This is a genomic window from Moorena sp. SIO3B2, from assembly GCF_010692525.1.
Classification (GTDB): domain Bacteria; phylum Cyanobacteriota; class Cyanobacteriia; order Cyanobacteriales; family Coleofasciculaceae; genus Moorena; species Moorena producens.
Window position 1 is genome coordinate 1 of the sequence record NZ_JAAHHE010000089.1, and the last position, 2,764, is coordinate 2,764.

At 46.7% G+C, this 2,764-nt stretch carries 3 protein-coding genes; all 3 read right to left on the reverse strand.

Features of this window, described 5'->3' with window-relative positions; genetic code table 11:
- Positions 1–644 (reverse strand): aldehyde dehydrogenase family protein (locus F6K38_RS19155; RefSeq protein ID WP_287357147.1); only part of this gene is annotated, 644 nt, incomplete at its 3' end.
- A 113-nt stretch (positions 645–757) separates the two neighbouring features.
- A complete protein-coding gene (locus F6K38_RS19160; RefSeq protein WP_287313308.1) occupies positions 758–1,564 on the reverse strand; it encodes an SDR family oxidoreductase in 807 nt (268 codons plus the stop codon).
- 15 nt (positions 1,565–1,579) lie between these two features.
- A complete protein-coding gene (locus F6K38_RS19165) occupies positions 1,580–2,653 on the reverse strand; it encodes an N-acetylneuraminate synthase family protein (protein WP_008188057.1) in 1,074 nt (357 codons plus the stop codon).
- Positions 2,654–2,764: the final 111 nt, after the last annotated feature.

Sequence of the window (2,764 nt, forward strand, 5' to 3'; positions counted from 1 at the left end):
GCTTCTTCACCATATCCCTGAATAATATTGAGGACACCAGGGGGTAACCCAGCCTCTTGAGCAATTTGTCCAACTATCCAAGCCGTGGCGGGAGTGTCTTCTGCTACTTTTAATACAGCGCTATTGCCACAAACCAGGGCTGGAAAGACTTTCCAGGCTACATTAGCAATGGGAGTATTGGCCGCAATAATTAATCCAGCAACTCCCAGAGGTTGACGCACAGTCATGGCATATTTATTAACCACACCGCTGGTAGTGGTGCGACCATACAACCGTTGTCCTTCACTAGCGTAGAATAATCCTAATGCGATCGCACCGCCAGTTTCTCCATAAGCTGAACTATAGGACTTACCGGTTTCTGCTGCTACTATCTTGGCAATCTCCTCCTGACGGGCTTTCATACCCAGGACAATCTCGTGTAAGATAGCTCCCCGTTGTACCGGGGGAGTATCAGCCCAAGCCGGTTGAGCCTGTTTAGCTGACCTTACCGCTTGCTCAATATCTGCTGCTCTTGAGCGAGCCACCTGACATAGCACTTGACCATTAGTGGGGTCTAGCTTCTCAAACCATTCTCCTGCCACTGCTGCTACTTGTTGACCATCAATCCAGTTCAAGACTTGGCTCGGTAAATAGTCTTGTGCCATTATTTTTTCCCCCTTGGAAGTGTCTCATGGTGAGTCATGATACCAATAGAAGTTCAAACAATAGCAATCAAGATAGGGAATAGGGAATAGGGAATAGGGAGTAGGAGTCTAATCTACCAAACTGTAAAACCACCATCAACTCTGAGTTCGATACCTGTGACATAGGCAGAGGCATCGGATGCCAGAAACACTAATGGGCCAAGTAAATCATCAAACTCTGCCATCCGTCCTAGAGGAACGCGATCGCAAAATTGACCTTTGAATTCCTCATCTTGTCCACCCAATACTCCTCCCGGAGAAAGGGCATTAACCCGGATGCCAAAGGGTCCCCAGTGGGTAGCAAAGTACCGGGTTAAATTCACCAGTGCTGCCTTGGATGCCCCATAGGCAGGGGGTTTTAAAAAAGGAGGGTCGCACTCCAGATGCTCATAAAACCGGGCATCGGGAGATACGCTCCCATACAAGGAACCGATATTAATGATTGAACCTCGTCTAGCTTCCACCATCGGGCTACCGAAGACTTGAGTCACCTGGAATGCTCCCAAGACATTCACCTCAAACACATTGCGGCAAATCTCTAGGGGTATCTCTTCCAAGCTGTAGGTTTTCACTGGACCAGGAGGTTGGTCAATCCCAGCATTGTTGACAATCACAGCAGGAATGCCAATGTCGGTCAGGATGCGATCGCGGATTGCGATGATGGCAGTGCGATCGCATATATCACCCCGCTCCAAAAACAAACGAGTCTTGGGATAATGCCGTTGAAGTAGCTCAAAAGACCTTGGCACCTGAGCCAATGGTAGGTCTATCCCCACAACCGTTGCGCCAGCATCCAGTAATGCCCGACTCCACACCGGTCCAAGTTTACCTAAGACTCCAGTAACAATAGCGATTTTGCCAGAGAGGTCAAAATAGTTCACGAAGCCAACAACACCCTACAAAGCAACCTTTTCAACATTTTCCACCAACCCAGCCAACATAATCGACTCATCCACCCTTAGGGGTTTGGTTAAGACTTTACCAATCACATGGTCCAATTCATAAGGGGGTAAACCATCCCCTGGGGATTTCATCGCGATATCCTCTGCCCTTAAAACATGTCCTACAGGTAAATTATCCCCAGCAACCAGTTTTTTACCCATCTTCAAGTAAGCAGGACGTTCATTTAGGTGTACTTTCTTCACCCCATCCCCAAAAGCTTGGCGAGTGCGTCTGAGGTCTCTTACCATCTTGCGCAACCCTGTCGGTTCTAACGAGAAAGCATGGTCTGTTCCTTTCATCGCCCGGTTCAGGGTAAAGTGTTTCTCAATCACACGAGCCCCAAGAACATAAGCCGCCACTGCCATGGCGATACCGTTGTCATGGCTAGATAGACCAATCACAATATCACTGAACAGTTCCCGATAGGTCTCGATCACCTTCAGGTCAAGTTCTTCAAAGTCCGCTGGATAGCTTGCCGTACATTGGAGGATACACAGCTGGGGGTTAATCGGCATGATCGCATCATAAACCCGTTGCACATCCTCTAAAGTAGCTGCACCGGTGCTAACGATCATCGGCTTTTGGAATTGGGCAACATGTTTAATTAGGGGCAAGCTCTTAAGGTCTCCAGAAGCGATCTTATAAGCTGGCATATCCAACTCACCCAAAAAGTCCGCACTCGGAATATCAAAAGCAGTAGAGAAAAACGTAATCCCTACTTCTTCAGCATACTTTTTCAATTCCTGATATTCGTAAGCACCAAATTCTAGAAACTCCCGATGCTCACCGTAGGTCAAACCAAAACTATTTTCATGGTCATAAGGTCTGTCAAAAGCAGCTTTCGTGTAAAGGGCACGATTGTCTCGTTTTTGTAGTTTTACAGCATTCGCTCCGCATTCCTTAGCAATCCGGAACATTTCTTTACACTTTTCCAAGCTGCCTTGATGGTTATTCCCAATTTCAGCAATCACAAAGCAATCGCTATCGTCATGAATTTCAAAGCCATTAATAGTCAGTCTTCGAGACATTTTACACTCCTACAACCAATAAATTCCTATCGGTTTTTCACCACTGACCAATGGTTTACCATTAATTAGCTGAGATTTCAATACTTATTTGTCTTTTTGTCAGCATTCAGC

Excerpts from the sequence above, each read along its gene's own strand:
- F6K38_RS19165 (WP_008188057.1), bottom strand. The coding sequence starts at position 2,653 with ATGTCTCGAAGACTGACTATTAATGGCTTTGAAATTCATGACGATAGC.